Here is a 24,880-nt window from a genome sequence, read left to right as displayed (position 1 = left end):
TTCTATACCCTCCAACTGATTTTTCTTCAAAAATTTCTTTTCGGTTTGCCCACGAACATTTTACTCATACCCGATCTGCAAATAGCAAAAAAGCCGATTTCCCCCCAGAGAAGGAAATCGACTTTTTTCGGTTCGCTTTGTTGCGCTACACATCCCTCGACCTTAGCAGCCTCATCCCGTTGGCGATGACAATCAGCGAACTTCCCGTATCGGCCAGCACGGCCATCCAGAGCGTGGAATAGCCAAACAGGATCATGAGCAGAAAGACCACTTTGATCAGCAGGGAAAAGGCGATGTTCTGCTTGATGATGGCAAGCGTCCGTCTGCTCAGCCCGATGGCATAGGGCAGCTTGGTCAGATCGTCTGCCATTAGAGTAATATCTGCCGTTTCCATCGCCGTGTCGGAGCCCGCTCCGCCCATCGCGATGCCTACCGTGGCAGCAGCGAGAGCCGGGGCATCATTGACGCCGTCGCCTACCATCGCTACGCCCTTGGAGGTGGACTGCCACTTTTGGACCTCGGCCAATTTGTCCGCCGGAAGCAGCTCTGCCCGGTAATCGCTGAGCCCCAGCTTCCCTGCCACGGCCTCGGCCGTTCCGCGGTTGTCTCCCGTCAGCATCGCGACCTGTCCCACGCCCAGCTTTTTCAGCTTGGCGACGACCGAAGCGCTCTCCTCGCGAAGCTGATCCGCAAGTCCAATGAGGGCAATCACTTTCTGCCCGGTGCCGAGCAGCATCAATGTCTGTCCGGTTTGCTGCCGCTTCTCGATCTCTTCCTGTACGGACGCAAGCGAGAGACTCAGCTCGTTTTGGAACCAGCGGGGATTGCCCAGGTAGTATAACTCGCCGTCCACCACTGCCTTTACGCCGCGCCCGGTAACCGATGTAAAATCGCTCGCCGGCTTCGGCTCTGCGCCGATCTCTTTGGCGTATCGCAGGATCGCTTGCGCCAGGGGATGCTGCGACATCGCTTCCAGCGAAGCGGCGAGGGTCATGATCTCGCTCGGGGTCTTCCCGTCCAGGGGAAGGATGCTCACGACTTCGGGCGTACCGCGTGTCAAGGTCCCGGTCTTGTCAAAGGCAATGGTGTTGATCGCACCCAGCCGCTCCAGGTGGACGCCGCCTTTGATCAGGATGCCGTGTCTGGCTGCGTTGCCAATCGCCGAGACGATGGACACGGGCGTCGAGATGACGAGGGCGCACGGGCAGGCGACGACCAGCATCATCAATGCCCGGTAAAACCAGAGTTCAAAGGGCTCCTGCATAAACAGAGGAGGGATGACGGCGATCAGGGCGGCGATCGCAATCACGGCCGGCGTGTAGTACTGGGAAAATACATCGACGAAACGCTGCGACGGCGCCTTCTGAGCCTGCGCCTCCTCCACCAGATGGACGATCTTGGAGAGGGTATTTTCTTCAAAACGCCGGGTCACCTTGATCTTGAGGGCCCCCTGTTCATTGATGGTTCCCGCGTATACATCGTCGCCCGCGCTTTTTTCAACCGGGACGGATTCTCCCGTGATCGGCGCCTGGTTGACGGTGGAGTGTCCCTCGATGACCGTCCCGTCCATGGCGATCTTGTCTCCGGGCTTCACCAGAACGATCTCGCCGACCTCGATCGATTCGACCGGCAGTTTGACTTCCTGCCCCTCCCTGATCACCAGGGCTTCATCAGGAGCCAGCTTCATCAAACTGCGGAGGGAGTTGCGCGTGCGCTCCATCGTATAAGCCTCTAGCGTCTCGCCCAGCGAGAACAGGAAGACGACCGCCGCTCCTTCGGCCCACTCTCCGATGATGGCTGCGCCCAGTACGGCGATGGTCATCAAAAAGTCGATTCCCAGCGTTTTGGACTTCAGTCCGTAAATGCCGCTCTTCGCGATCCGAAATCCGCCGATGGCGATGGCAGCCGCGTACAGCCAGACCAGGTAATCGGCACGGATGGCGTCTGTGAGATCGAGCGTCCAGGCGGTGAGAAAGAGGACGCCGGACAGAAGCGTCCACAGCGCTTTCCGATTCCCCAGCCAAAAGCTCCGGTTCTCCAGCTGTTTGCGATCCTTTTCCAGCACGGCATCATAGCCGGCCTGTCTGACCGTGCGGACGATCGTCTCCTCCGCGCCCCCTTCGTGCCTAACCGTCATCTTGGCCGCGCCGAAATTGACGCTCACCTGCTGCACGGCTCCGATGGCTCCCACTTTTTTCTCCAGACCGCGGGCACAGTCGGCACAGTCCATGCCGGTGATGCGATACACCGTCAACTCGCCCTCGCCCCCAGCGGAACCTGCCGCGATCGGATGACCTTGGCGCTCGGCATGGGCGGACTCGTGATGATTGTGGCCGTCGCGACCGCAATGCTCGTGGCCGTCCTTTCCGCGTGCATGGCCGCGATGAATTTCATCGTGATCGGTCTGGCAGCAGGAAGCGGGCGAAGCGGAGACGGCTCCGCTGTTATCGATTTGCAGGTTTGCGCCTGTCTCTGATTGTTTCTCTGTTTCACAACAACCGGGTTTCCTGGACATCTCCAACACCCCAACATATGATTAATTGTTCATATTTGTATCTTACTCCCATCATATTTTTCCACACCGCCAAATGTCAACACTCTTTTTCTCTTATGTACATTTTTTTATAAACCATATCTTTCCCCAACAAACGAAAAAACCCGGCTATTTGCCGAGTTTCTTTCAGTTAATCCGCCCTCTATTTTCACTCATGCTTCAAATGTTGAAGAGTTTGCACAAAAATCTCCTCAATATGAACGTCATCCAGGGAGTAGAAAACCGTCTTTCCTGCCTTCCGCCTTTTGACGATCCGCAAATTGCGCAAGTACCGCAGCTGATGGGAGACAGCCGACTGGCCCATCCCCAAAACCGTGGAAATGTCGTGCACGCATAACTCCTGCTGCAGCAGCGCGTAAATGATTTTCACCCGTGTCGGGTCTCCCAGTGCGCGGAACAGGTCAGCCAGGTCCGCCGCTGTGTGATCATCTATCCGCTTGTCCTCCAGTCTGGCGGCTTCCGCTGCCTCCGAGCCGCGACAAGTCTCATCGCATGTTTCCTGTATGTCGCTTCGTTCCATCAAGACACCGCCTTTTTCAGCAACCTTCCCACTCAGTATAACAAAATCGCAAGGAAAATGGTTCACCGCACTTGCCATCGTTTCCGACCAGCATCCACATGTGAGTTTGCACAGGTATGCTGCATACGGACAAATTAATGAAACCGTTCCTCTTTCATACGCTGTAAAAACGAACCGGCAGCAAGGAGGATGAGCGTGGGACAAGATAAGTGGCAGTACCGGAAATTGCTTCGCAGCCGCTATGGGAGGAAGATCTGGATCGTCGCGAGGGGAAGCGGGGAAAAGGGATACTTCAAGTTCCCACAATCCGGCCGGCATAACGACTACCGCATTCTGGCTGCCAATGAGTATATGGCAGCCGAGCTGGCCCGGCTTGTGGGACTGCCCGCCGCCCCGGTAAAGGGGTTGCGGCTGAACGGTCCGGGCGGACGGCATCAGCGGGGCATCGTCTCCGTCAGCGCCAATGCCAAGGAGGTCATCCCCTGGAAAAAAAGCGTGGCCGGAAGTTCATCAGTTTCCCGAACAGCATATCGAGCAGGCAGAGCGGCTGGCCCGGCTCGTTGTTTTCGACGGCTGGATTCTCAATCCGGACCGCACGAATTGAAATCTGATCCTCTACCGCAATCATGCGGGCGAACGCTTCCGCTGGTATATGATCGACCACAGCCTCGCTTTATTCGGCGCCCCGGAGAAATACCTGTACGGCTCGGAGAGAAAGTACGTGCTCCGGGTATTGAAAGCCCGCCAGCAAAAGCTGCCGTACATCGTGGAGCAGATCATGGCGCAGCTTCATCATAAAAAAAGATGAGAAACAGGAGTATGCTCTCTGTTTCCCACCTTGAAACTATGTATTGGTGCCGGTAGAGGGACTTGAACCCCCACGGTTTCCCTCACGATTTTGAGTCGCGCGCGTCTGCCAATTCCGCCATACCGGCACAGTATGATATTGTCTGGTCGGGAAGACAGGATTCGAACCTGCGACCCCTTGGTCCCAAGCCAAGTACTCTACCAAGCTGAGCTACTTCCCGACACGGATTATTCCATTTACGCCAAGCACCGTCGATGCTTCCCCCGACCTATTGCTATGTATGGGAGAGTGGCGTGCCCTGAGAGATTCGAACTCCCGACCTTTTGATTCGTAGTCAAACGCTCTATCCAGCTGAGCTAAGGGCACATTGTGTAGAATTTTGTCGTACCTTGGCGACAATTCAATAATATACACCGTTTCACGAAAAAAAGCAAGAGAAAATTCTCTCTGCACGCAACGCTCTCCCTTACGTTCTTACCCTACGCACAGGAGGCACAGCATCCCGGCAATAGCTGGAGAAAACGCCGATTGAACGGATAGTCCAAGGGGTGGCGCCCGTAGATGATCCAGCCCCCGCTGGCACGGCGGCGCAGCTGGTATACGCGGAAGAAGCGGTCCTCCCTGTCAAAACCGAACCAAACCGCGACAGTGGCTCTCCCCTTCGCCTGCGACAGCCGCTTTGTATTCAGAATCGGCGGCGCTCCGATGCCGTCGCCTACGGGTATGGCGAGACGCCCCCTGATTTTGCGAAGCTGGAGATTTCGCATGACCCGCTCCGCCAGGCAAGGAGACATCCGTCTTCTCAGAAATCGTCTGATTTTCTGTTTGGTGCCGAAGCGCTTCGGAAGCAGCACCCCCCGGTTGCCGACGCGTTTTCGAGCGGAAAAGACGATCTGCCAAAAAGCATCTTCCGCCTCCCGTATCGCCCGCGTCCACGAATCGTTCATCCGCAACACCTCCTGATGCAGGATATGCATCTATCCCGGCAGGCGGTTGGGCGTTGGATCCGGATTTTTCCACGATCCCCTGCGCAACTGCTCATCTGGCCTTCCTCATATTCCCGCCGACCGCTACAATGGAAGGAATGGCTAATATAGAAAGGGGCTTTCACATGCTGCAGCTACAGGGGATTAATCATTTGCTGTTTTCCGTATCCGATTTGGATCGCTCCATTCGCTTTTACCAGGACGTGCTCGGGGCCAAGCTGCTGGTCCGGGGGCGCAAACTGGCCTATTTTGACCTCAATGGGATCTGGCTGGCCCTGAACGAAGAGACCGACATTCCCCGTCACGAGATTCAGTATTCGTACACCCATCTGGCTTTTTCCGTGGCAGAGAGCCAGTTTGACGACTGGAAACGTCATCTCTTGGCGACGGGTGCCAATCTGCTGCCCGGGCGTGAGCGGGATGAGCGCGACAAACGCTCCCTCTACTTCACAGACCCGGACGGCCACAAATTTGAGCTGCACACCGGCACCAGAGAGGATCGCTTGGCCTATTACCGGGAAGCCAAGCCGCATATGCAGTTCTATGATTGATAGGGCGGCATCGGCTCTGCCATGCCATATGGCTCCGATCAGGCTTGCACGGCCGGAGCGCTGTTGGAAAAAAAGAAGGGTGCTCCCCGTCCGTTGCGACGGTGGAACACCCTGTTTCTGTAACTTCCTCTATTTTGCTTTAGACCTCGGACACAGCAGGCGCTGCCGAGACGGCATCCCGATGCTCTTTTTTGGTGTGGAGCAATAGGATATTCAGCAGCACGGCGGTGAGAGAGCCTGTCACAATGCCGTTTTGCATCAGCATTTTCAGCATGGTGGGCAGTTGGTCGAACATGGCCGGCACCGCAGCGGATCCCAGTCCGACCGCAATGCTGCAAGCCGCGATCAGCAGATTCTCATTCTGGCGCAGGTCCACACGCGAGAGAATATTGATGCCGGAGGCTACGACCATGCCGAACATCGCGATCATCGCCCCGCCGAGTACGGGATTCGGGATGATTGTCGTAAGTGCAGCCAGCTTGGGCAAAAGCCCCAGTACGACCAGGATGCCGCCTGCGCCGATCATGACGTGCCGGCTCTTGATGCCTGTCAGCGAAACCAGCCCGACGTTTTGCGAAAAAGCGGTGTACGGAAACGCATTGAAAATCCCGCCGAGAACGATCGCGACGCCTTCCCCGCGCAATCCTTTCACGACATCCTGTCGGGTGACTTCTGTCTCCGTCACTTTCCCCAGCGCGAAGTATACCCCCGTCGATTCCGCCATGCTGATGATGTTGACGATGATCATCGTCAGAACGGCGACGAGATTGATCTCCGGTACGCCAAAGTAGAACGGCTGGACGATGCTTACCCAGGAAGCCGTCGCCACATTGTCAAAGCTGACCATCCCCATGAAGTAGGCGACCAGCGTCCCGCAAGCTAATCCCAGCAACACGGAGATCGCCCGGATAAATCCGGTAAAGAGTCGGTTAATGAGCAAAATGATAGCCAATGTCCCCAGTGCCAGAAGCAGATTGCGCGGATTGCCAAAGTCAGGGCTGCCCGCTCCCCCGGCCGCATTGTTCATCGCTACCGGAATCAGGGACAGACCGATAATCGTAACCACGGAGCCTTGGACGACCGTGGGAAAATAGCGTAGCAGTTTGCCAAAAAGCGGCGCAGCGAGGACCATGAAGATCCCGGACAGAATAATCGCTCCGTACGCTGTCGCCAGATTGTTTGTCGAGGCGATGGCGATGATCGGCCCTACCGCCGTAAAGGTACAGCCGAGCACGACCGGCAGCTTGATGCCCGTATACCGGGTGCCGATCACCTGCAGCAGTGTGGCGATCCCGCAGGTAAACAGATCGGCTGCGATCAGGTAGGCGATCTGGGCCGGTGTCAGATTCAGCGCGTCCCCGATGATCAGCGGAACGATTACAGCCCCTGCATACATGGCCAGCACGTGCTGCATGCCCAGCGTCAGCGTTTTTTGTGTGGACAACATGGACGTTTTTCTCTCCTTTGGAAGAATGATCGGTCGCAACCGTCTTGTTTTAGGAATGGACAGGAGCAGATTCCATAAAGTGAATCTCTCCCGGTTTCATCGATTTGATCCGTGCCAGCGATTCCACGCGGACCCCTGCGTCTTCCAGCAGGCCGCGGCCTTCCTGAAAGCTTTTTTCGACGACAGCTCCCACCCCGACGAGGTGTGCTCCTGCGTCTTTTACGATTTGCGTCAAGCCTACGAGCGCTGCCCCCGTCGCGAGAAAATCATCGACGATCAATACGCGCTCCTCCGCGCCGAGGTACTGCTTGGCGATGCTGATCTGATAGTGCTCCTGGCGGGTAAACGAATAGACAGGAGCCGAGTATACGTCATCCGAGAGCGTGACCGCCTTTTTCTTTTTCGCATAGACAAACGGAACCCCCAGGGCATACGCCGTTGCCAGAGCGAAATGAATGCCGCTCGCCTCTACGGTCAAAACCTTGGTCACACCCTCCGCGCGAAACAGATCGGCAAACGCCTGTCCAATTTTCATCGTCAGCTCTGCGTCCACCTGATGATTGAGAAATGCGTCCACCTTCAATACTGTCTCCGACAACGCCCGTCCGTCCCGGATAATTCGCTCTTGCAATTCCTTCACGCTATTTCCTCCTAGTCCTGGATGGTCTCCGTCTATTCTGCCTCAATGAGAAAAATCAAAAGCCCAGTGAAGACAGTTTTCACCGGTTGGCCATACGATCCCAACTCCAAGTGAAAACCGCTCCACTGGGCCTATCCCTTTTGGCGGTCACGAAAAACGTGCAGGCAACCAGACAACAGCTCTCCCCCCCTATGAAACCAAGGGCTTGGAAAACGCAGATCCGGTCGCTCGTTCACTCGTAGTCAGGCGATTTACGGTCACCCGGTAGAAACTCATGGGCCAATTCCCAAAATTATACGAGTTGTCAGCTATGTTCGATTGATACAGACAAATCTACCATAGGACCCATAACGGGAGCAAGCGTATTTTTTGGAATCCTTGCGAAAAGAAAAAAGGGCAAGTAAAAGGCCCCTCGCCATCGCAAGGGACCTGTTGAAAAGCTAGCGTTTCGGCTTGGTGTGCCGCAGGGACTTGTGGATCTTTTTCCATTTTTCCTTTTCGGCTGCCCGCAGAGCGGCATCCTCTTTTCTCGCTTGATGCGCCAGTTCCCGCTGCAGCTTGCGATAGCTGTCATAGCGGGAACGCTCCAGACGCCCGTCCTCGATGGCGAGGCGGATCGCACAGCCCGGCTCCTTTTGGTGCTGGCAGTCGTGGAAGCGGCAAGAGGCAGCCAGTGTCTCTACATCGTCAAAAGCGTCGCGGAAGCCCTCGTCGCCCTCCCAGAGCTGCAGCTCCCGCATGCCGGGCGTATCGATCATCAGCCCGCCGCCGGACAGCTGAAACAGCTCCCGGTGCGTCGTCGTATGCCGTCCGCGGTCATCGCCTGCACGCACTTCCTTGACCTGCTGCAGGTCTTTTCCCGCCAGGCGGTTGATCAGCGTCGATTTGCCGACACCCGAGGAGCCGAGCAGCGCTACTGTTTGTCCGCCGCCCAGATACGGCGCCAGAGCGTCAAGGCCCTGACCGAGCTCCGAGCTGATCGCATGGACCGGCACTCCGACGGCCACGGCCTCGACCTCTGCGATTCTCGCAGCCAGGTCCGCGCACAGGTCCGCCTTGCTCAGCACGATCACCGGATTGGCCCCGCTCTCCCAAGCGAGGATGAGATAGCGCTCCAGACGGCGCAGATTGTAATCATTGTTCAGAGCATTAACCAGAAAGACCGTATCGACATTGGCCGCCACAATCTGTTCTTCGACCCCGGAACCCGCCGCCTTGCGGGAAAACTTGCTGCGCCGGGGCAGAATCGCATGGATCGTCGCTCTTTTCTCCTCCGGGCGCGGACTGATGACCACCCAATCGCCTACGGCTGGATAATCCTCACGCCCGGCCGCTTCGTAGCGAAGTTTGCCGGAGACTTCCCCCAACAGCTCGCCGTGCGCGGTAAAAATACGGTACATCCGTTTATGTTCAAGGGCGATACGCCCTACTTCCATTCCCTGTTCCAGGTATGGCATGGCATGGCTGGCAAAGGTATCATTCCAGCCCAAAGACAACAAATATGGATTCACGTGTGGATTCCTCCTGTAATCGGTTTTCTTTTTTCAAGGAAAAACCGGCCACAGGATATCCTCACTTAAAGAACGGTTACTGCCCGACTGAAAGGAGGATCCCTGTGACCCCTGTTGCTTCTCTTCTCTCGGCAATGAATGTCATCGTCATAAAACATCTCTCCTTTCAGACCGGCAACCGGTCTGCACTTCGTGATTTCCCAATCATTGTAACACGGCAAATCGGCGCATTCCATCCGCGCGCAAAAATTTTCTCTTTCCCCTACCGCGGCTAGTCGCCACCGCCGCCGCCGTCACCGCCACCGCCGCCGTCGGACCCGCCGTCGCTCCAAAAGCCGCCCGAATCCCGGTCTTTTCCGGAATCGCTGTAGTAGCCAGGAGAGCCGTCCGCACTTGCGGAATAACGCCTCCGCTTTTTCCCTTTCTTTTTTCCCCCAAACACCATGATGAGACTGCCTATCCACAAGACAAGGATCCCGGCTACGAAAATTTCAACGAAGGTCACCTCTCCCGCCTCCCTGCTATTTTCTTCCTGTCCAACCAGTATAGCACAAAGTTATAATCCGACGAATCTTCTTTCGCTCCCACTGAAATACGCAACACATCCAGGCAGTTCCGCCCGCTGATTGTTTGATCCGATTGTGATACGATTAAACTTGTTGCTTACAGTCCATCATTCATAGGTTCTCGTTGTACACGGGGGAGGTGCTGATCGAGATGGATACTGTAACACATGCCCTAATCGGCCTGGTGCTGTACAAATCAATCCAAACTGAAAACTTGAGCCGCGAGTCCAAGCGGGCTTTGCTGTTTACCGCTGTCGCGGGGAGCGAAATCCCGGACATCGATGTCGTCTCCCAGCTGTGGGACCGCGGCGGCGAGTATCTGATGTGGCATCGCGGCATTACCCATTCCGTCTTTCTCGTACCGCTCTGGGCCTTGCTTTTGGCCGCACTCTCCTGGCTGTTTTGGCGCATATTCGACAAGCGGATTTTCTGGTTGGGCATGCTCGCCGTATTCGTCCACATCACGGCAGATATATTCAACCCGTGGGGAACAGGGTACTGGGAGCCCTTTTCCGAGATGCGAGTAGCGATTGGCACGGTGCCGATCATCGATCTGGTCGTCTGGGCGCTGATCCTGGCAGGTTTTCTGCTGGCCCGTTTTGGCAAAAAACCGGCTCATCTGGTGTTTCGCGCTGTCGCCTGCCTGATCGTCCTGCAATTTGCCAGCCAAACCGTACAGGGCCTCGCGATCAAAGAGTCGGCGATGTCTCGCTACGATCAAGTCGTGCTGGCTGCCGATTTCCAGCCCGGAACGTATAAAGTCATCGGCAAAAAGGGAGGGCAGGTCGACATCGTTCGGACCTCTCTCTGGGCGGAGCCTGTCTTGCTCCATCAGCTCACATCCGCCGAGGAGGCCGATCTTCAGCCGCTTTTTGAGCAAAATCCGGAGGCCCGTACCTTGGCCAAATGGGCTCCCATGGTCGTCGTGGAGGACACGCCGCAGCGGCTCGCGATCTATGATCCCCGCTTTTTTGACCGGGGCGGTTCGTTTTTGTTCGAGTCCATGGAAAAATAGCCATCCCCAGCGGATGGCTATTTCTCTATTCCCTCTTCTTCTTTTCGCGTCAGCATGCGGGAGCCGAGCAGGACCGCCCAGGCCTTCTCCCCCTCTTTCCAGAAAAACGGGAGCGGCATCCCCTCACTCATCATGACCAGCGTCCGGCTGTCGCTCGCCCGCAGCGGATGGACTTCTCCCGCCAGCTCCGCTCGCAGACCGTCCGAGGCGCGCGTAACCGACAGGCGTCCGCCCTCCTCACAGGCGTAAGTGCCGATAAAGCGCTCCAGCTCATCTGAAGCTGCCTCGTACTCCGGCTCCTGCTCCCGCAGATCCAGCGGCAGGCCCAGCTCCCGATGAATCGCGGCCAGCCATAAATCGCGGGCAGGCACGTGAGCTACATTGGTCAAGACGACAGCCGCGATCCCCTCTTCGGGAACGAAGCCGAAGTGCGAAGAGACACCGGGCTGTCCGCCCCCGTGCTCGACGAGGGTCACGCCCGCGCCTGCGTAGTCCGGGGTTGATTTGAGTCCGTACCCGTAGCTGGTTTTTCGGACGATCGGATGAACCGGCTGCCACATCCGCCTGATCCATTCTTCGCTCAAGATGCGCTCCCCGCGGGCGCTGCCCCCATTGGTGTAGAGCTGGCCGTATGTGAGCAAATCCCGCACGTTGGATCGGATGCCGCCGCCGACCTCATAATTGCCCAGAAGCGGCCAGGCTGCTTTCAACAATCCGCTGCCGTCCGCATTTTTCACGTAGGGAACGGATACGTTCGACATCCTCGCCACTTCCTCCAAACTGAAGGTAGACCGGTTCATCTCCAGCCGGTCCAGCAGCTCTGCCGTCATATGCCTGCGGAACAGCCGGCCCGTCACCCTCTCGATGATCAGCCCGAGCAGCAAGAATGTATCATTGCAGTAGCTGAAATACTCGCCGGGCAGACCCAAAAGCTCGTGATCCTGGGCAACGTACGCGAGGTGGTCGCTCAGCCTGGTCAAGTCCTCTCTCCTTTGGATCGGCGCAAGTCCTGTCGTATGGCTGAGCAAGTGATGGATGCGGACGAGCTCCGGCTGCTCCAGCGTCGAGAGGGCGAATTCCGGCAAATAGGCGGTGACGGGGTCATCGATGGACAGCTTGCCTTGCTCTGCCAGCTGCATGACCGCCAGCGCCGTGAATGATTTGGTGACGGACGCGATGCCGAAGATCGTATCCGGCGTGACCGGTTCTCCCGTCTCCAGATCGCGCACGCCAAATCCCTGCTCATAGACGATCTCGCCCCGGCGGGATACCGCTATGGCAGCTCCGGCTATTCCTTCCCGCCCCATTTTTTCGCGGACATAGTCTTCTACCTGGCTCCATTCGCCGCTGTTCACAGACCTGATCAATGGCTGCCCTCCCCTTCCCCACCGAACGGGAAGGCGTGAATGATGCGCCCGCGTCTACCCGTCGTGGTCTCCGCTTGGGACAGAGAATTGAGAATCGCCTCTTCTGCGGCCTCCGCTGCGGCCGCGAACAACTGGTTCATCGCGGGATGCTCTTCGCGAAGCTGCGTGCGCACCTCTGTCACCTGGCTGGTGGCATGCGGGATCTTGTGCGCGGTAGAAAAGGCGATGACGATATCGCCGCTGCCGTGACCATAGCAGCTTCCGGTCCTCCCCAGCCCGATTCCCGTCCGCTTGGCGACGCGGAGCAGCTGACGGTCACTCAATGGAGCATCCGTGGCCAGCACGATGATGATCGAACCGTCCGGGAGATCGTCCAGCGCTTGCGGCGCAGACGCTGCGAGCGAACGGTACCTCTCGATGAGAAAATCTTCTTTTCTGCCAAAATTGCTGAGCACCAGCACCCCTACCGTATAGACCGCCTCTTCTGTTTGGACCACCCGGGATGAGGTGCCGATTCCGCCCTTATGTCCAAAGCACACCATCCCTTTTCCCGCGCCGACGGCACCTTGCTCCGCTTTTTCCGTCGATGCCCGCCCGATCGCCTCGATCGCGTGCTCCGGCTGGACCGCACAAGCGCGGATGGAGTTGAGATGGCCGTCATTGCACTCCCCCACGACGATGTTGACTGTCCCGGTGGTATCGCCGATCTCGCTGTTTTGCTCCAGCATGTAGCGGAGCGTTCCCGCCGTGACGGCCGGGACCGAAAAGGTATTGGTGAGCATGATCGGCGATTCCAGCACGCCCAGCTCATTGACCTGAACCAGTCCGGTCGTTTTCCCGAAGCCGTTGAAAACATAGCTCGCAGCCGTTACCTTTTCGCGAAAAAGGCTTCCTCCATGCGGCAGGATGGCCGTCACTCCCGTGCAGACGTACTCCCCTTCCCCCGTTTCCAAGGGGTAATCGAGGGTTACATGTCCCACGCGCACGCCCTCCACATCGGTCAGGCAGTTTTTCTGACCCGTCGGCAGCTTGCCGACGACGATGCCGTACTCGCGAATATTTTTGCCTCCCATCTGCCCTGCTCCCCTCTTTTCCTGTTCAAATAGAATGTCCGTACTCTCTTATTGTAGGTGACGGGGACGGTTGCGCAAAAAGTTTTCGCCGGCAAATCCCCGGACTTCCGCCTCCGAATAGTGCTTCAGCAGTTCATCGATCAGGTTGGGCAGCATACCGGCGTGCTCAAGCCCCTTGACGTAGGAGCTGATCCCGTCAAAATCCGAACCGAACCCGATCTGGCCGACGCCGCCCAGCGAGCAAAAATGATCGATATGGCGGATCAAGTCGGAGATGGCCGCATCGCCTCCCGGTTTGACAAAGGGCGGGCAGTAGACGACGTGGATCATGCCGCCTTTGGCAAAGAGGGCGCGGGCCTGTTCATCCGACAGATTCCGCGGATGATCGCAGATGGCCTTGGCATTGGAATGACTGGCAATCGGGTAACGCGCCAGCTCGATCACATCCCAAAAGCTACGCTCGCTCAGATGGGAGACATCTGTCAGCACGCCATGCTGGTTGTTTTGCTGCACGATCTCTTTGCCGAAAGCGGTCAAGCCCGCGTTTCTCTTTTCCCAGGCTCCGTCCGCTGCCAGATTGGCATAATTCCAGGTCAGACCGACAGAGCGGACGCCCAAATAATAGAGGATGCGCAGCTTGGTCAGGTCATTTCCGATCGCTTCGGTGCCCTCCAGCGTCAGGAGCGCCCCGATCTCTCCATCCCGGAGACCGTCCAGTTCAGACCACTCTTGGATTTTCTTCATCTCCGGATGTTGTTTCAGCACGTTTTCGTGAAAAAGATCGATTTGGTCGAGGATCGCCTGAAACTGCTGTTCCGCATTCAGCGTGGGCGGGACGTACAGCGCAAAGCACTGCAGCTTCACCTGGCCCGCGATCAGCCTTTCGAGATTGGCATCCAGTTCGGGCGCATCACGAAAGGAGAGCGGCTCCTTGCTTTTCCACATTTTATAGAGAGCATCACAGTGAAAATCAACAATAAACATATGGTCTTCGATCCCCTTTTTTCTGGTGTCAGCAATGTGCGTAGATTCGTCGCGCGGATCGGTGATGGTCGCATCCCAGCAAAAGAAGCGAACCATGTGGCCTCGTCGGGATTGAGTAGCAAATACACCCCGAATGAGACGCGATCCTAATAAGGCCCCGCCGTGTTAGTGGCGAGCTGCCCCGCTGGTGCGTACGGTGTACTTTTCCTGAAGCAGGCGGGTAATCGGTCCGGGCTGCCCTGCTCCGATGATCTTTTCCTCCACTTGGACGACCGGCATGATTTCGGAGGTCGTGCTGGTGATAAACACTTCATCGGCCTCTGCCAGTTCCTCCAGCGTAACGTGTTTTTCCGTGAATGTTAACGCGGCTTCGGCCGCAATCTGCTGCACAGCCATGCGCGTAATGCCGGCCAGAATGTGACGGGAAAGCGGCGTCGTGTACAAGCGAGTGTCCTTGATCACGAACACATTGGAGCTGGTTCCCTCGGTGATGGATCCGTCCCGGAAGAGAATCGCCTCCAGACATCCTTGCTCATGCGCCTTCTGCTTGGCCAAAATATTCGGGAGCAGATTGAGCGACTTGATATAGCAATTGGCCCAGCGCTCGTCGGGATGCAGGATCGCCTTGGCTCCCTTTTCCCGCAGTTCGGCTGGGATGCTGCGAAACGGCTTCGCCGTCATCGAGACCGAGACCGGGCAGTCCGGAAAGAGATGATTGCGAGGGGCCATCCCCCTGGTTATTTGCAAATAGACATCCAGATTGTCCAGACCGCTTTTCTCGATCAGTTGATGGATAATCGCCTGGAAGCTCTCCCGCTCTTGCCGAAATGGAAGCGCGATTGCCTCTGCGCTCATGTACAGGCGATCCAGATGCTCATCCAGCATAAACGGCTTCTTATTATAAATCCTTATAACCTCGTACACCCCGTCTCCGAACTGATGGCCCCTCTCGTCAATCGGTACAACCGGGTCGTCAGAATCGACAAAACGTCCGTTAAAATAAGCGATGCTCATGGCTCTTTTCCCCTCCACCGTATGGTTAGGCACGATTCTAGGCAGCAGCAGGCCGCTATCCTTCTGCTTTCCCTTTCAAAGTAATGTATTTTTTCTGGCGAATCCAATAGAATAAAGCCATACGGGTTATTAAGAATTCAAATACGGCACGTTTCTAGGAGAATGAATCATGAATGAGGAGCAAATCGAGGCGTTTATCTTCGTCGCGCTCACCGGCAGCTTCAGTAAAACAGCCGATCTGTTATACCTCTCCCAGCCTACCGTAAGCATGCGGATCAAAGCGCTGGAGAATGAGCTGGGCTGCAAATTGTTTCAACGCACCGGCAACAGCATCACCCTCACGCGAGAGGGAGATGTCTTTTTGCCGTATGCCAAAAGAGTGCTGCAATCCCTGCAGGATGGACAGATGGCGGTTCAGCGCTCGCATGGCCATCTCGAAGGCGAATTGGTCATCTCCGCTGTTTTCGTCGCCGCTTTTTACATCCTTCCCGAGCTGGTGGAGACGTTCACCTCGCACTATCCCAAGATCAAGCTGACGATTTTCACAGGTCACTCCCATCAGGTGCTCGATATGGTCCTGCATCATGAGGTATCCTTTGGCATCGCCCGCGCTGTCAACCATCCGCAAATTCGGCGGATTCAGCTCATGCCAGACGAGATGGTGCTGGCCATATATCCGGACCATCCCTTTCAGGACCTGCGGCAGGTGACGCTGGAGGATGTCGCTCGGGAAAAACTGATTTTGTTTAACCGCGGCTCGCTAGACTGGACACTGGTTAACGGAGCCTTCAGCCACCATCAACTGGAGAAGAACGTGGTCATGGAGGCGGACAATATCGAGGTAGTCAAGCGGATGGTGATGCAGCGTCTGGGCATTGCCTTTCTGCCCCGCTTTTCGATTCGGGAAGATGTGGCTTCGGGCCGCCTCCGGGAGGTGGAGGTGCTGAGCCTGCCGCGAATCAACCGCAACTTTGAGCTGATTTACCATAAGGAGGCGACGATCAGCGGGGTGATGAAGACGTTTATTGACTTTTTGATGGCGTATCGGGGGGACGTGACATAAACGGTGAGAATCTCGCAGCTGCCGGGAGAAGAATCATGCTTCTTCCCGTTTTTGGGATGGAAATGTGATTTGTTCAGGGAGAAAGTTGATTACATCGAAGCTTTCACCCACAAAACTGCAACGGTCTCGCGAAGAAGCCTGTTTCCCTGCGGTGCGACTGTGGAGCCCTGCCCAGCGGAGGGGCGATTCGCGGGATTCAGGAGCTGGGCGTGGGATGACCTCGTAGCCAGACTCCTTTTGCGTCTCCCCCGCGAGTCGAACCGGAGCGGACAGAACTCGCATCCCTGGAGGCGGAGCCCGGAGCTGAGCAGGGAAACAGGCTTCTTCTCGCTACAGCCTCGTTCTTACAAACGGCAAAACGGCAAAATGCGATTCAAGCAATAAAAAAAGCGATCTGGACAGCAATTTTCTCTGTCCGATCGCTTTTCCTATTCAACTAGATTCCTGAGAACGTTGCCGTTTAGCGGCCGCTCTTCAGCTCGGTCCAGTAGCGGTCGTAGTCCTGCAGCGTCTCCCCTACGTCGACGAGCCATTCCGCACGGTCGAGGTCCTCTTTGTCGAGGAAGATCATCTTGTTGGAACGGTACTCTTCGCTGTGCAGCGGATAAGCCTTCTCGTTGGGGTTGCTGTAGCCGATCCACTCGTAGTTTTTCACGCTCACTTCCGGGTCCATCAGATAGTTGATGAACTTCTCGGCCAGCTCCTTGTGCTTCGCCCCTTTGGGAATCGCCAGGGTGTCGGCCCAGATGGTGGCGCCCTCTTTTGGCACGACGTACTCCACGTCTGGATTCTCGCCGTTGATCACCGCAGCATCGCCGGACCAGACGGTGCCGATCCACGCTTCCTCTGCAATCATTTTTTGCTTGATATTATCCGTATCGAACGCAATCACGTTGGGCAGAACGGCTTTCAAGTCGTTAAACGCCTTTTCCAGCTCCGCCTTGTCGGTCGAGCTGTTGGAGAAGCCGTTTTTAATCAGCCCGACGCCCATGACTTCGCGCGGGTCATTCAGCATGATGACGCGTCCGGCGTATTCGGGGTTCCACAAATCCTGCCAGCTGGTGATTTCCCCTTTGACGTACTTTTTGTTGTACGCGATGCCCGTGATGCCCCAGGTGTATACCAGCGAATGTTTGTTGTCCGGGTCAAACGGCGGGGTCTGGAAAGTGGAAACAATGTTTTTCTCGTTCGGAATGTTCTCTTTGTTCAGCTCTTCCAAAAGATCCAGCTGAATCATCGTCGCCACCATGTAATCGGACGGCTGGATCAGATCGTAGCCGGAGGCGCCGGCCTGGATTTTGGCCAGCATCTCTTCGTTGCTGCCGTAAATGTCGTAGTTGACTTTGACATTGAACTTCTCCTCGAAGTCTTTGATGACGTCCGGATTGAAGTTGTCTGCCCAGCTGTAAATGTTCAATACCTGCTCTTCGTTCTCGGCAGAGGAGCAGCCCGCGGCCGTAGCAGCCAGCACGGCGGACAAAGCGCCAATCATGAGGGATTTCCACTTTTTCATTTCTCTTTTTCAACCTCCAGTCTGTTGTTTGGTGTTCCTTGGTTTGGTCGCGATTATATCGAGAGCGACTTGGAATCTTTTCTGCGGAACAGCTCTGCGACGACCACGAGCAGGACGGTGCTTGCGATCAGCAGGGTCGACAGGGCATTGACCTCTGGCGATACGCCCCGCTTGACCAAACCGTAGATGTACAGCGGCAGGGTCGTCGAATTGGGACCCGCCACGAAAAAGGAGATAATAAAATCATCGAGCGACAAGGTAAAAGACATCAAAAAGCCTGCGACAATGCTGGGTGAGATCAAGGGAAGCGTAATGTAGCGCAGCGTTTCCCACGCCGTCGCTCCCAAATCCTGGGCCGCTTCCTCCAGTTCCTTGCCCATGTCGGCCAGTCGCGTATTGATGATCACCATTACAAACGGCAGGCTGAAGGTGACATGAGCCAGTACCAGTGTCAATTTCCCCAGTTCGATGTGCATCTGGCTGAACAGGACTAGCAGGGAGAGCCCCATCATAATCTCCGGGATGACGATGGGCAGGTAGCTCAAACCGTTGAAGAAGTTTCTCCACTGGAGGGAGTAATGCTTCATCGCCAGCGAAGCAGCCGTTCCCAGAACCGTTGCCAGAATGCTGCTGATCAAAGCGATCGTGAGGCTGTTCCAGAGCGCGTTCATCACCTGCCGGTTGTCAAACAGCGAGAGATACCACTTCCAGGTAAAGCCGGACCAGACTGCATTGATCCGGGATTCATTAAAGGAATACAGCATCAGCACGGCAATCGGCAGGTATAAAAAGACGAGCATCGCCCAGGAGTAGCCGGACAATGTGCGATGGCGAAGCGTCTTCATGCGGTCCCCTCCTTCGCCTCGCGAGCGTGAACAGCCCGGTAGTAGAGGAAAATCAATAGCATCGACAACACCATCAAGACAATGGACAGCGCGGAGCCAAACGGCCAATCGCGCGCCGACAGGAATTGGTTCTGGATCACATTGCCCATCAGCGCCGATTTGGCGCCGCCCATCACATCCGGCACGACGAACATGCCGATCGAAGAGACGAAGACGAGAATCGACCCGGTCATGATCCCCGTCTTGGTCAAGGGCAGGGTCACGTGCCAAAACGCTTTCCACGGAGTCGCTCCCAGATCATAGGCTGCCTCCAGCTTCCGCCTGTCCAGCTGCTCCAGCGAGACGTAGATGGGCAAAACCATGAACGGCAACAGCGTGTAGACCATCCCGACCATCACCGAGCCGAAGTTGTACAAAAGCGGCAGCGGTTCCTGAATCAATCCGGCGGAAAGCAAAAACGAGTTAATCACGCCCTGAGAGCGGAGAATGATCACCCACGCGTAGGAGCGGACCAGAAAATTGATCCAGAACGGGATCATCACCAGCAGCAGCCATATCTTCTGCGCGGAACGCGGCATCCGGGATATGTAGTAAGCCAGCGGATATGCGCAAATCAACGAAAGCACCGTGGTCAGGATCGCGACGAAAAACGTATCGAAAAAAATCTGCACGTAAAGCGGATCGATCATGCGCGCGTAATTTTTCAGGGTGAATTCATAGACGAGCTGTCCATACGTTCCCCGCTTCATAAAGGAGAGCGCGACGATCATCAACATCGGCAAGACGAAGAGCGCCCCCAGCCACACCAGAGCCGGCAGCGCCAACATTCTCAACTGTTTTCCGTATTTCAAGCGAGCATCACCTCGTCTGCCTCCGACCACCCGAGCGCGACCGGATCGCCCGCTTGCCAGCCCTTGCTGTCGGATACGTATTCGTGAGCCAGCACCGTCATGTCCTCATCATCGAGGCGAACATAGAGCTTGCGCAAGTTGCCGAGAAACACCACGTCGGTGATTCTTCCGTTTTTGCGGCGGCCGTCTTGAGGGGTGGCATCCTGCTTGTACAGCTTGACTTTTTCCGGCCTCACCGCGATGCGGGAATCGCCGCTCGCGAAGATGTTGTTTTCGCCAATAAAGGTAGCGACAAACAAGGTCTTCGGGCGGTTGTAGATTTCATCCGGCGTCGCCAGCTGTTCGATCCGCCCTTTGTTCATGACGGCGATCCGATCAGACATGGCCATCGCTTCTTCCTGGTCATGCGTGACGTAGACGAAGGTAATGCCTAAATTTTTTTGCAAATTTTTCAGTTCCAGCTGCAGGCTCTTGCGCAGTTGATAATCCAGCGCCCCAAGCGGCTCATCCAGAAGCAGCACTTTGGGGTTGTTGACGATCGCCCGGGCGATCGCCACACGCTGCTGCTGTCCGCCCGAGAGCTGTTTCGGTGTGCGCTTGCGCAGTTCCGTCAGCTGTGTGTTGCGAAGCACTTCTTCCAAACGCCTCATGCTCTCGCCTGTCTCTACCTTCTTCATCTTCAGGCCAAAGAGAATATTCTGTTCCACCGTCATATGCGGAAACAGGGCGTATTGTTGAAACACCATGTTCATGTCGCGTTGGTATGGCGGGACGCCGGTCAGTGCCTGGCCATCGAGAAAAATCTCTCCCGCGGTCGGCTCCTCAAATCCGGCAATCATGCGGAGAAGCGTCGTCTTGCCGCAGCCGCTCGGTCCCAAAAGCGTTAGAAATTCCCCTTCCTGGATGGAAAGGGAGAGTGGCGGTACCACGACAGAACCGGAAAAGTGCTTTTCAATTGACTCCAGATTTATCATCGTTTTCATTACGTCATCTTCTCGCTATATGTCAATTTACTCATACCAATCTAGGTAAATATATCGTGTCTAACCTATTTTGTAAACACTTTCGAATCGATGTGGAAATTTTTTTTACCAGCGAAAAAAAGCAGCAGCCATCACTGAATTTTCCTCCCTTTTTTCCATATCGCAAATGGGCCGTCTCCTCGCTTGGACCCGCCCCATCCATTTTTCCCGAAAGCTCGCTCCTGTTCCTGGATGGTTTACGCATAGGAGAGGAGAAAACTGGGAAAATAGAGGATGAGTATATATGTAATTCTTCTATATAATGGACGTATATAAAAAGTGCCGTTACCGGAAATCAGGAGGGTCCCCCTTTGAACACACTCGCGTATGGATTGCTGGGTCTGGTCGCCAAGATGCCCAGTTCCGGCTACGATCTGATGCTGCAGCTCCAACCGTTTTGGCAAGCCAAGCACAGTCAAATCTATCCACTGCTCGCCAAGCTGGAACAGGAAGACTACCTCGAATTCACACGTGTCCTGCAGACAGACCGTCCGGACAAAAAGGTGTATTCGATCACAGACAAAGGACGTGCCGCACTGCGTGAGTGGTTGGCACGCCCGACCGGAGAACCTGTTTTTCGCGACGAGCTCTCGCTCAAAGCGTACTGCTTATGGCTCACGGATCGCGCCACTGCCCGCAAACTCTTTGAGGAGCGCGAAGAGCTGAATCAGGAGCATCTGAGCATGTATGAGAACTTTTTGGCTGAACTGGAACAGGCATGCGAAGGCAGGCCGGAAAATCCCAGCTCCCCCTACTTCGGCGAGTATATTCTCTTGACCAGAGCCGTAAACAGCATCCGCGAAGAACTGAATTGGTGCCGCTGGGTCATCGGCATGCTGGACAAGCAGTCGTAAAACCGCGCCGTCAGGCGAATGCCTCCACTTCCTCCAGCGTCGGCAGGGACGGCTGCGCGCCGTGTCTGGTCACGACGATGGCAGCCGCCTTGCTGGCAAAGCGGATCGCTTCCTCATCGGCCATCCCTCTGCTCTGGGCGACCGCGAACGCAGCAGTAAACGCATCGCCGGCGGCCGTCGTATCGATGGCCGCCACCTGGCAGGCCGGGATGTGCAGGGTCCCGTCAGTACGGGCCAGCAAGGCTCCCTTTTCCCCCAGGGTGACGATGACGCGCCCCGGTCCTTTGGCGAGCAGCTTTTGCGCTGCCGCCTCGATCTCCGGCAAGGTTTTTACAGGCATGCCCGTCAGGAGCTCCAATTCCGTCTCATTGGGGGTCAGGGTGTCGATGCACCGCAGCATCTCCTCCGGCAGCGGCTGCGCCGGCGCGGGATTCAAAATGATTCTCTTGCCCAGCCGATGCGCGGTTTGGACCGCATAGGCAACGGTGTCCAGGGGGATTTCCAGTTGAACCAACAGGACGTCGCAGTCCGTGAGTATGTCGTGGTGATGCGCTGTATACGCCACGGTCACCTCGTTGTTCGCCCCCGGGACGAGCACGATCTGATTCTCTCCTTGATCACTGACATTGATCAGCGCCATCCCGGTCGTCCCTTCCCGCTCGATTCCTTCCGTATCGATGCCCGCTTCTGCCAAGCCTTCGAGCAGCTGCTCTCCGTATGAATCGCCGCCTACTTTTCCGATCATCCGCACTTTGGCCCCCAAACGCGCGGCAGCGACCGCCTGGTTGGCACCTTTCCCTCCCGGAATGGTCTGAAAGCGGGAACTGATAATCGTTTCCCCTGGCTGCGGCAAGTGATGAACATGTGCAACCAGATCCATATTGAGACTTCCCAGTACGGCTATTTTCATGAGTAATTCCTCCGTCTTTTCCTTCCTTAAAAACGATCGCAAAAAAAACGATTTCAAACGCTTTTCACTTCGCTGAGCCTCCCCCCGATTCCTTTCCCATCGCATCATGCAGGTCAAAAAGATTCAGAATCTTAGGTTTGACAAAAATATCTCTCATCCCTTACTATAAACCCAACTGATGTGTAACCGGTTACACATAACAGTAGTAAAAGGCCAAAAACGATTGATAATGAAAGGTTTTATCACGTTTCATTAACATGTAATCGGTTTTTTATACGCTCGCTTTCAGGCAGGGCATCCGATTGCGAAAAGGGTGGTGCTGGATTGGCAACGATTCGAGACGTGGCTAAGCTCGCCGGTGTTTCGGTAGCAACAGTCTCCCGCGTCATCAACAAGAGCGGCTATGTCAACAAGGAAACGGAACAGGCTGTGCAGCAAGCCATCAAAATGCTGAACTACGAACCTAACAGAGTGGCGAGAGGATTGGCCAGCAAGAAAACGGAAACGATCGCCCTGATCATGCCCAATATCTCCAACCCGTTTTTTGCCGAACTGGCACGTGCCGTCGAGGATGTAGCCCGCTCCTATGGGTACACCGTGCTCATATGCAACTCTGACAACGAGTCCGACAAAGAACAGACCTACATCAATGTGCTGAAGAGGCGCTACGTGGACGGAATCCTGTTCGCCACCCACTCGCTTCAGGCTGCCGACATCAGCGCTATGAACGACGCGGGCATTCCGCTCGTCTTCCTGGACCGCGGTCCTTCGGAATCCTCCTGTTATGTCGTCCGCTCCAAAAACTACGAGGGTGCCAAAAAGGCTGTCGCCCATCTGCTGGATGTCGGTTGCAAGAAAATTGCCCACATCTACGGTCCGCAGGAGACGGCCACAGGGAAAGAACGAATGCTCGGCTACGAAGACTCGGTCCGCCATTTTGACTGGTTTACGCCAAGCCTGATGGTGCCCGGCCATTTCCGGATCAACGGCGGGATGGAAGCTGTGGAGCAGCTGATGGCGCGTCATCCGGATGTCGATGGCATCTTCTGCGGCAATGACCTGATGGCCTTGGGGGCACTCAAAAAGTTGCAGCAAATGGGCATGTCCGTTCCCGATCAAGTTGCCTTGTGCGGTTTTGACGGAATCGAACTCACGGTCATCACCGAGCCGGAGTTGACGACCATCGCCCAACCGATCTACGACATTGGTGCCCTGTCAACTCAGCTCCTGGTCAAAAAAATCGAGGGAGAAGCCGTTGACAATCAATATATCTATGAATTCGATGCGGAGTTGGTCGCAAGAGGCTCTTCGAGAAAGGACATGAAAACACCATGAGACAGTCAAACATTGTGGTCGTCGGGAGTCTGAACATGGATATCGTCGTAGAGGCGCCCCGCTTTCCACAAGTGGGAGAGACCATTTCAGGCACCAAAGCCCACTTTATCCCCGGCGGAAAAGGCGGCAATCAGGCCGTAGCCGCTGCCAGACTGGGCGCACGCACAGTCATGGTCGGGATGGTGGGAGAGGATGCTTTTGGCAATACACTGATCCAGTCCCTGGCGGCCAACCACGTCATCACGAAGCGGGTGACCAAAACCACCGAAGTTCCCACCGGACTGGCTTCGATTATGATCGCGCACGAAGACAATCACATCGTCGTCGTCCCCGGCGCCAATGCCTATTGCCTTCCCGATCGAATCGACGCATTAGAAGAAACCATCGCGGCGGCAGATGTCGTCCTGCTCCAGTTGGAGATCCCGCTGGAGACGGTGGTCGCATCCGCGCAACTGGCGAAGCGGCTCGGAAAGACGGTGATCCTCAACCCGGCCCCGGCGCAAAAGCTGCCTGCTGACCTGCTTCGCTCCGTCGACTACATGACACCGAACCGCTCCGAGCTCTACCTGCTGATCGCTGCCCAGCCTACGCGCGGCGTCGATATCGGCTCCATCGAGTTCATCCACAAGGAGATCGTCAAAAAACGGGATGAAGGCACTGCCGTCCTGCTCGTCTCCGCAGAACTGTCGGAGGTCATGAGTCTCAGCGACCGCATCGGCGTTCTCTACAACGGAGAACTGTCGTCATCCTGGAGAATTCGGAAAACCTGACGGAAGAAACTCGGAATCCTACTGGCTATAGCTGCGGCGCTGGTGAGCGGCATCCTCGTCATCTTCATAGTGAGCGATGAGCCTGTCGCTGCCCTGCATGCCCTGTTAATCGAACCGTTTACCAGCCTGTACAGCTTCGGATCGGTTCTCAATCGGATGATTCCCCTCGTCTTCACCGGTCTGGCGATTGTCGTCGTCTTCCAAAGCGGCGTGTTCAGCATGGGGGCGGAAGGTCAATTGTATATCGGCGCCTTGACGGGAGCATTGGCCGCCGTCTATCTGACTGACCTGTTCCCGTGGATTCACATTCCGCTGGTCATCCTGGCGGCGCTCATCGGTGGAGCGCTGTACGGCTTTTTGCCGGGGATTTTAAAAGCCTACTTTAAGGCTGACGAAATTGTTTCTACGTTGATGTTCAACTTTATCGCGATTCTGTTCGTATCGTATTTGCTGAACTATGTATTCAAAGCACCGGACAGCGGCGGCTTTGCCCGTCTCCCCTTCATTCAGGACAGCGCGAAGCTGGGACAGATCGTCGACGGTTTCCCCACTCACTACGGCTTCCTCTTGGCCGTCCTGGCGGCATTCCTGGTCTATCTGCTGATGTACAAAACGAAGACCGCATGCCTTGAAGGCTCCTGATGTCAAAGTGGATGCATCACGACCGTATTTGGCAACGCC

The 24,880-nt window shown here is 55.9% G+C and carries 24 protein-coding genes, 3 tRNA genes and 1 riboswitch; of the genes, 8 read left to right on the top strand and 19 right to left on the bottom strand.

Features of this window, described 5'->3' with window-relative positions:
• Positions 1-145 precede the first annotated feature (145 nt).
• Both JD108_RS05845 and JD108_RS05840 read right to left on the bottom strand, forming a co-directional pair.
• Positions 146-2,515: a heavy metal translocating P-type ATPase gene (locus JD108_RS05845; protein ID WP_198828958.1), complete on the bottom strand. Its 2,370-nt coding sequence runs from the start codon at positions 2,513-2,515 to the stop codon at positions 146-148.
• A 187-nt stretch (positions 2,516-2,702) separates the two neighbouring features.
• Positions 2,703-3,074, bottom strand: a complete 372-nt coding sequence (locus JD108_RS05840) for an ArsR/SmtB family transcription factor (protein ID WP_198828957.1) — start codon at positions 3,072-3,074, stop codon at positions 2,703-2,705.
• A gap of 652 nt (positions 3,075-3,726) precedes the next feature.
• Here JD108_RS05840 and JD108_RS05835 point away from each other — a divergent pair.
• Entirely contained in the window at positions 3,727-3,882 is a 156-nt protein-coding gene (locus JD108_RS05835) for a hypothetical protein (RefSeq protein WP_198828956.1), read from the top strand.
• A 44-nt stretch (positions 3,883-3,926) separates the two neighbouring features.
• Here the strand turns inward: JD108_RS05835 and JD108_RS05830 are convergent.
• The 4 genes from JD108_RS05830 to JD108_RS05815 all read right to left on the bottom strand — a co-directional run bounded on the left by JD108_RS05830 (position 3,927) and on the right by JD108_RS05815 (position 4,829).
• Positions 3,927-4,009 (bottom strand) — tRNA-Leu (locus JD108_RS05830).
• Between the two features lie 16 nt (positions 4,010-4,025).
• Positions 4,026-4,102, bottom strand: a tRNA-Pro gene (locus JD108_RS05825).
• 69 nt (positions 4,103-4,171) lie between these two features.
• Positions 4,172-4,248: transfer RNA gene (locus JD108_RS05820), tRNA-Arg, on the bottom strand.
• A gap of 113 nt (positions 4,249-4,361) precedes the next feature.
• Positions 4,362-4,829: a hypothetical protein gene (locus JD108_RS05815; RefSeq protein ID WP_198828955.1), complete on the bottom strand. Its 468-nt coding sequence runs from the start codon at positions 4,827-4,829 to the stop codon at positions 4,362-4,364.
• Positions 4,830-4,993: 164 nt separating this feature from the next.
• Here JD108_RS05815 and fosB point away from each other — a divergent pair, with 164 nt between their 5' ends.
• Positions 4,994-5,419: a metallothiol transferase FosB gene (fosB, locus tag JD108_RS05810; protein WP_407649403.1), complete on the top strand. Its 426-nt coding sequence runs from the start codon at positions 4,994-4,996 to the stop codon at positions 5,417-5,419.
• A 139-nt stretch (positions 5,420-5,558) separates the two neighbouring features.
• Here the strand turns inward: fosB and JD108_RS05805 are convergent, their stop codons facing one another.
• The 4 genes from JD108_RS05805 to JD108_RS05790 form a co-directional block, all read right to left on the bottom strand.
• The gene (locus JD108_RS05805) at positions 5,559-6,866 is read right to left on the bottom strand and encodes a nucleobase:cation symporter-2 family protein (protein ID WP_198828954.1); all 1,308 of its coding nucleotides are present in this window, start codon (positions 6,864-6,866) and stop codon (positions 5,559-5,561) included.
• Between the two features lie 49 nt (positions 6,867-6,915).
• Positions 6,916-7,506 carry a xanthine phosphoribosyltransferase gene (locus tag JD108_RS05800; RefSeq protein ID WP_198828953.1) on the bottom strand — a complete coding sequence of 197 codons (591 nt, stop codon included), beginning with the start codon at positions 7,504-7,506 and terminating at the stop codon, positions 6,916-6,918.
• Between the two features lie 219 nt (positions 7,507-7,725).
• Positions 7,726-7,826: riboswitch (purine riboswitch) on the bottom strand.
• A gap of 120 nt (positions 7,827-7,946) precedes the next feature.
• Positions 7,947-8,963 carry a ribosome small subunit-dependent GTPase A gene (rsgA, locus tag JD108_RS05795; RefSeq protein WP_198830005.1) on the bottom strand — a complete coding sequence of 339 codons (1,017 nt, stop codon included), beginning with the start codon at positions 8,961-8,963 and terminating at the stop codon, positions 7,947-7,949.
• 325 nt (positions 8,964-9,288) lie between these two features.
• Positions 9,289-9,522, bottom strand: coding sequence for a hypothetical protein (locus JD108_RS05790; RefSeq protein ID WP_198828952.1), 234 nt, complete (start codon positions 9,520-9,522; stop codon positions 9,289-9,291).
• 212 nt (positions 9,523-9,734) lie between these two features.
• On the opposite strand from JD108_RS05790, the gene JD108_RS05785 reads away from it, so the two are divergent.
• Entirely contained in the window at positions 9,735-10,598 is an 864-nt protein-coding gene (locus tag JD108_RS05785; protein ID WP_198828951.1) for a metal-dependent hydrolase, read from the top strand.
• Between the two features lie 17 nt (positions 10,599-10,615).
• Here the strand turns inward: JD108_RS05785 and JD108_RS05780 are convergent, their stop codons facing one another.
• The 4 genes from JD108_RS05780 to dat all read right to left on the bottom strand — a co-directional run bounded on the left by JD108_RS05780 (position 10,616) and on the right by dat (position 15,036).
• Complete coding sequence (locus JD108_RS05780) at positions 10,616-11,965, bottom strand: serine hydrolase domain-containing protein (protein ID WP_228728324.1); 1,350 nt, start codon at positions 11,963-11,965, stop codon at positions 10,616-10,618.
• Positions 11,962-13,038: a DmpA family aminopeptidase gene (locus JD108_RS05775; RefSeq protein WP_198828950.1), complete on the bottom strand. Its 1,077-nt coding sequence runs from the start codon at positions 13,036-13,038 to the stop codon at positions 11,962-11,964. The genes JD108_RS05780 and JD108_RS05775 overlap by 4 nt, the downstream gene beginning before the upstream one ends.
• Before the next feature lie 48 nt (positions 13,039-13,086).
• Positions 13,087-14,022, bottom strand: coding sequence for a dipeptidase (locus tag JD108_RS05770; protein WP_198830003.1), 936 nt, complete (start codon positions 14,020-14,022; stop codon positions 13,087-13,089).
• A 165-nt stretch (positions 14,023-14,187) separates the two neighbouring features.
• Positions 14,188-15,036 carry a D-amino-acid transaminase gene (dat, locus tag JD108_RS05765; protein ID WP_198828949.1) on the bottom strand — a complete coding sequence of 283 codons (849 nt, stop codon included), beginning with the start codon at positions 15,034-15,036 and terminating at the stop codon, positions 14,188-14,190.
• Positions 15,037-15,205: 169 nt separating this feature from the next.
• Here dat and JD108_RS05760 point away from each other — a divergent pair, with 169 nt between their 5' ends.
• Complete coding sequence (locus JD108_RS05760; protein ID WP_198828948.1) at positions 15,206-16,099, top strand: LysR family transcriptional regulator; 894 nt, start codon at positions 15,206-15,208, stop codon at positions 16,097-16,099.
• 460 nt (positions 16,100-16,559) lie between these two features.
• On the opposite strand, the gene JD108_RS05755 is transcribed toward JD108_RS05760, so the two are convergent.
• Genes JD108_RS05755 through JD108_RS05740 form a run of 4 tightly spaced genes read right to left on the bottom strand, consistent with a single transcriptional unit; the run spans position 16,560 to position 20,291 of the window.
• Positions 16,560-17,612, bottom strand: a complete 1,053-nt coding sequence (locus JD108_RS05755) for an ABC transporter substrate-binding protein (protein ID WP_198828947.1) — start codon at positions 17,610-17,612, stop codon at positions 16,560-16,562.
• A 53-nt stretch (positions 17,613-17,665) separates the two neighbouring features.
• Positions 17,666-18,457, bottom strand: coding sequence for an ABC transporter permease (locus JD108_RS05750; RefSeq protein WP_198828946.1), 792 nt, complete (start codon positions 18,455-18,457; stop codon positions 17,666-17,668).
• Positions 18,454-19,284, bottom strand: coding sequence for an ABC transporter permease (locus JD108_RS05745; protein ID WP_407649424.1), 831 nt, complete (start codon positions 19,282-19,284; stop codon positions 18,454-18,456). The genes JD108_RS05750 and JD108_RS05745 overlap by 4 nt, the downstream gene beginning before the upstream one ends.
• 20 nt (positions 19,285-19,304) lie before the next feature.
• Entirely contained in the window at positions 19,305-20,291 is a 987-nt protein-coding gene (locus JD108_RS05740; protein ID WP_198828944.1) for an ABC transporter ATP-binding protein, read from the bottom strand.
• Between the two features lie 350 nt (positions 20,292-20,641).
• On the opposite strand from JD108_RS05740, the gene JD108_RS05735 reads away from it, so the two are divergent.
• Positions 20,642-21,184 carry a PadR family transcriptional regulator gene (locus JD108_RS05735; protein ID WP_198828943.1) on the top strand — a complete coding sequence of 181 codons (543 nt, stop codon included), beginning with the start codon at positions 20,642-20,644 and terminating at the stop codon, positions 21,182-21,184.
• 10 nt (positions 21,185-21,194) lie between these two features.
• Here the strand turns inward: JD108_RS05735 and rbsK are convergent, their stop codons facing one another.
• Complete coding sequence (gene rbsK / locus JD108_RS05730) at positions 21,195-22,094, bottom strand: ribokinase (RefSeq protein WP_198828942.1); 900 nt, start codon at positions 22,092-22,094, stop codon at positions 21,195-21,197.
• A gap of 324 nt (positions 22,095-22,418) precedes the next feature.
• Between rbsK and JD108_RS05725 the strand changes: the two genes are divergently transcribed.
• The 3 genes from JD108_RS05725 to JD108_RS05715 are packed head-to-tail and all read left to right on the top strand — an operon-like array spanning position 22,419 to position 24,841.
• Positions 22,419-23,429 (top strand): LacI family DNA-binding transcriptional regulator, encoded by a 1,011-nt coding sequence (locus JD108_RS05725; protein WP_198828941.1) that lies wholly within the window; start codon positions 22,419-22,421, stop codon positions 23,427-23,429.
• On the top strand, positions 23,426-24,199 hold the full coding sequence (locus JD108_RS05720) for a ribokinase (RefSeq protein WP_228728323.1): 774 nt from the start codon (positions 23,426-23,428) through the stop codon (positions 24,197-24,199). The genes JD108_RS05725 and JD108_RS05720 overlap by 4 nt, the downstream gene beginning before the upstream one ends.
• Before the next feature lie 42 nt (positions 24,200-24,241).
• Positions 24,242-24,841, top strand: coding sequence for an ABC transporter permease (locus tag JD108_RS05715; RefSeq protein WP_228728322.1), 600 nt, complete (start codon positions 24,242-24,244; stop codon positions 24,839-24,841).
• Positions 24,842-24,880 lie beyond the last annotated feature (39 nt).

Source organism: Brevibacillus composti (assembly GCF_016406105.1).
GTDB lineage: Bacteria > Bacillota > Bacilli > Brevibacillales > Brevibacillaceae > Brevibacillus > Brevibacillus composti.
This window is presented reverse-complemented; position numbering and strand designations above follow the sequence as displayed.